The organism is Pseudomonas sp. GD04158 (genome assembly GCF_029834875.1).
Classification (GTDB): domain Bacteria; phylum Pseudomonadota; class Gammaproteobacteria; order Pseudomonadales; family Pseudomonadaceae; genus Aquipseudomonas; species Aquipseudomonas hydrolytica.
On the sequence record NZ_JAODYT010000146.1, the window covers coordinates 1 to 4,106 of the forward strand.

General features: G+C 69.6%; 4 protein-coding genes and 1 pseudogene. 1 reads left to right on the forward strand and 4 read right to left on the reverse strand.

The features are described from left to right. Positions 1 to 648: helix-turn-helix domain-containing protein (locus tag N7333_RS24010; RefSeq protein WP_279859492.1), on the forward strand; the 648-nt coding region annotated here is incomplete at its 5' end. 71 nt (positions 649 to 719) lie between these two features. On the opposite strand, the gene cobJ is transcribed toward N7333_RS24010, so the two are convergent. The 4 genes and pseudogenes from cobJ to N7333_RS24030 all read right to left on the reverse strand — a co-directional run. Continuing rightward, on the reverse strand, positions 720 to 2,369 hold the full coding sequence (gene cobJ / locus N7333_RS24015) for a precorrin-3B C(17)-methyltransferase (protein WP_129483732.1): 1,650 nt from the start codon (positions 2,367 to 2,369) through the stop codon (positions 720 to 722). Between the two features lie 155 nt (positions 2,370 to 2,524). Further along, positions 2,525 to 3,268, reverse strand: coding sequence for a precorrin-2 C(20)-methyltransferase (locus N7333_RS24020; protein ID WP_177491276.1), 744 nt, complete (start codon positions 3,266 to 3,268; stop codon positions 2,525 to 2,527). Beyond that, the gene (locus N7333_RS24025; RefSeq protein ID WP_129483730.1) at positions 3,265 to 3,891 is read right to left on the reverse strand and encodes a precorrin-8X methylmutase; all 627 of its coding nucleotides are present in this window, start codon (positions 3,889 to 3,891) and stop codon (positions 3,265 to 3,267) included. Before N7333_RS24025 ends, N7333_RS24020 begins: the two co-directional genes overlap by 4 nt. Next, a pseudogene (locus N7333_RS24030) lies at positions 3,884 to 4,106 on the reverse strand (precorrin-3B synthase); the annotation flags it as partial. The pseudogene N7333_RS24030 and the gene N7333_RS24025, both read right to left, overlap by 8 nt.

Consider the following 4,106-nt stretch of genomic DNA (forward strand, 5'->3'; position numbering starts at 1 on the left):
GACAATGCCAGCTTCCTGCTGGCCGCCTGCGGCCTGCTCGACGGGCACAGGGTTGCGGTGCACTGGCGGCATGAGGCGGAGTTCCGCGCCAGCTTTGCGCATGTGCGCCTCGCCCGCGAACGCCTGTATTGCCTCGATGGCGAGCGAATCTCCTGCGCCGGCGGCGCGGCGGCCATCGACCTGGCGGTGGAACTGCTGGCCCAGGGCAGTGGTCGGGCCCGCGCGCTCAAGGGCCTGGCCGATATGCTGGTGGACGAGACGCGCAGCGGCCAGCACGCGCTGCGTTCACTGCAGGTGGCGCCGAGCGGCGAACGTCATGTCGATCGCGCCATCGCCCTGATGCGTCATGGCCTGGCCAGCGCCGACGGCATCGAGCAACTGGCGGCCAGCGTCGGCATCAGCCGGCGTCAGCTCGACCGCCTGTTCCATGCCAGCCAGGGCATGAGTGCGCGCGAATACTGGAACGAGCTGCGCCTGCAGCATGTGCGCTGGCGCCTGCTCAATTCCAGCCACAGCCTGGCGCAGCTTGCCGACGAGATCGGCGTCAGTGATGCCAGCCATCTGGGCAAGCTGTTTCGTCAGCGCTTCGGCGTGGCGCCGGGGGCCTTTCGGCGGCAGCGTGGTATGCAGGGGGTCGACGCCGGATAGATCTGGTGCGCACAGCGCACCCTACGGGTCGGCGCAGGGTGTCGCAGGGCCGCCTAGGCCGTGCGCACCCATCAATCCTGTGGATAACTGCGCGGCGTATACACCCACTCGCCACCATCGGCGCGGGGGAAGCGGCGGGTCTGGCTGGAGCCGATGATCACCAGGGTGCGCATATCGACCAGCTCCGGGGTCAGCTCGCCGAGGGTGAGGGTGCGCAGGGCTTCGGCCGGGCGGCCGATATCGCGCCCCAGCACCACCAGGGTCTGCGGTTCGCGATGCTGGCGCAGCAGCTCCAGGGCGCGGCCGAGTTGCCAGGGGCGGGCCTTGGAGATCGGGTTGTAGAAGGCCATGGCCAGATCGGCGATGGCGGCATGCTGCAGGCGTTTTTCGATAACCGCCCAGGGCTTGAGGTTGTCGGACAGGGAGATCAGGCAGAAGTCGTGGCCCAGCGGCGCGCCGGCCTTGGCGGCGGTGGCCAGGGCGGCGGAGACGCCCGGCAGCACCTCCAGTTCGACGCCGTGCCAGGCCTCGCTCTGCGGGCTTTCCAGCGCTTCCATCACGGCAGCAGCCATGGCGAATACGCCGGGGTCGCCGGAGGAGATCATCACCACGCGGCGGCCCGTGGCGGCCAGTTCGAAGGCATGGGCGGCGCGCTGCAGTTCCTCGCGGTTGTCGCTGGGGTGCACGCATTGATCGGCGCGCAGCGGGCCGGCCATCTTCACGTAGGTGTCGTAGCCGAGCAGATCTTCGGCCTCGTCCAGGGCACGGCGCACGGCCGGGGTCATATGCTCGGCTGCGCCGGGGCCGAGGCCGACCACGCTAAGACGGCCGCGGCGCTGACCGAAGCGCTCGATATCCAGTGGTTGTTCGCCCAGCAGCAGGCGCAGGCCGTCGCCCCGGTGGCATTCGGCAGGCAGCTGGGAGGCGCTGTGGATAAAACGCAGCGGTAGCCTGAGCTCCCTTGCGGCCGCGTGCAGCTCGGCATTGGCCATCCAGCCTTTGTCCGCAAGCAGGCAGGCCAGTGCCTGCGGCGCCAGCTTGGCGGCGCTCAGCGCCTGCTGCAGGCGGGTGGCCAGGTCGGCGCCGGGGCGTTCGATCAGCGCGGCAGCGACGCGCGGGTGGATCAGCAGTTCGTCGGCCCTCGGTGGGCGTTGCTCGGCGGTGATATGGATCACCCGCGACGCGGTCTGATCCACCGGCAGCTGCGCCGCCTCCAGCCAGGGCGCCTGGCCCTCGATGCGCACGCTCTCGCCGCCGAGCAGATCGCTGACGAAGCGCTTGCCCTGCTGCAGGTCAGCCAGCGCATAGCCGGCCGGCGGCTCCAGCAGGCAGGTGCCGAAGCGTAGTTCGCCGCTGGTGGTGATGGCCGGCGCCACGCCCAGGTGCGGGGCGATCTCGCGGGCCAGACGATTGACCCCGGCCAGGCCGCCGAGCAGCGGCACCACGGCGCTGCCGTCCTCGGCCAGGGCCAGCACCGGCGGCTCGGTGCCCTTTTCCGCCAGTAGCGCGGCCAGGCTGCGGATGACGATGCCGGCGGCGCATAGCGCCAGCAGCGGCTGGCCGGCGCGATACAGGGCGCGCAGGTGGTCACCGAAGTCGTCGTAATGGCGCTCTGCGACATCGACACGGCCGCGCAGGCCATGGATCACGGCCTGTGGATAAAGCGCCTTGAGGCGTTGTGCAGTGGCCAGCGCGCTGGCGCCGAGGATGACGATGTTCATGCGGTAAATCCTGTAGCCCGGATGCAAGCCGGGGAATGGGTTTCCCGGATTGCATCCGGGCTACGCGCTTCGAGGTATTTTTCGTAGGCGCCCGCTTGCGGGCGATGCGCCTGCAATGGATCGCCGGCAAGCCGGCTCCTACAGCGTTGGCGGTGTTATCCCCGCCACTTCTGCCCGGGCACCAGAATCATCGAGAAGTACGGCGAATCCATCGGCTCCACCTCGTCCAGCGGCACGATCTTCTGACTGGCCATGGTGGCGCGCTCGACGTAATGGGCGCGGCCATCTAGGCCCAGCTTGCGCAGCACGCGGCGTACCTTGTCGAAGTTGCGCCCGAGCTTCATCACCACGGCGGCCTCGGCGTCGCGCAGGCGCTGTTCCAGCTCGTCTTCCGCCAGCACGCCGGAGAGCACGCTCAAGCTCTGGTTGCGGTACACCAGCGGTGTACCGAGCACCGAGGCGCAGCCGAGCATGGAGCACACGCCGGGTACCACCTCCACCTCGTAGCGGTCGGCCAGGCGATCGTGCAGGTACATGTAGGAGCCGTAGAAGAACGGGTCGCCCTCGCAGATCACCGCCACGTCCTGGCCCGCGTCCAGCAGCCGGGCGATCTGCTCGGCGCAGGTGTCGTAGAAGTCGGCGATCACATCCTCGTAGGACAGCGGCGGGGCGAGCTTCTCGGTGGTCACCGGGTAGACCAGCGGCAGGCGCTGTTGGGCGGCGTCCAGGTGCTTTTCGATGATGCCGAAGGCATTCCCGCCGTGGCCGGCATTGTGCTTGGCCTTGGCCACGAAGTAGGCCACCACCGGCGCCGACTGGAGCAGACGCAGGGCCTTGAGGGTAAGCAGCTCGGGGTCGCCGGGGCCGACGCCGAGGCCGAGCAGACGACCAGCCATCATTCCACCTCCGAGGCCAGGGCGTTGACCGCGGCCACCGCCATGGCGCTGCCGCCACGGCGGCCACGGATGATCACGTAGGGCACGCCGCGGCTGTCTGCGGCCAGGGCATCCTTGGATTCCGCCGCGCCGATAAAGCCCACCGGCATGCCGATGATCAGCGCCGGCTTGGGCGCGCCGGCGTCGAGCATTTCCAGCAGGTAGAACAGCGCGGTGGGGGCATTGCCGATCACCACCACGCTGCCCTCCAGGTGCTCGCGCCAGTGCTCCAGGGCCACCGCCGAGCGGGTGTTGCCGACTTCGCGGGCCAGCTCCGGCACACCGGCGTCATGCAGGGTGCAGATCACGTGGTTGTTCGCCGGCAGGCGCGGGCGGGTGATGCCCTCGGCGACCATGCGCGCATCGCAGAGAATCGGCGCGCCAGCTAGCAGCGCCGCACGACCGGCCGCGCCGGCACCGGCGGAGAAGCGCAGATCCTCCACCACGTCGACCATGCCGCAGGCGTGGATCACCCGTACGGCGAGTTTCTCCAGGTCGGCGGGGATGCCGTCGAGGTTGGCCTCGGCGCGGATGGTGGCGAAGGAGCGGCGGTAGATTTCCTGGCCGTCGCGGATGTAATCAAGCATCGGGTTTTCCTGCGGGGTGTTGGCGGGCGAACCAGGCGCCGGCCTCGTCGATGGTCATGGCCGGCGCCAGCAGACGGCCGAAACCGGGTGCCTCGGGCGTGCGTTGGTAGAGCTGGTAGTGATCGGGCGTGCTGGCCAGCAGGGTATAGGGCTGCACGCGGGCGCTGGCGCAACTGCGCGGGCAGGCGCTGAGGTGCACCTGAGGGCGGGCGCGG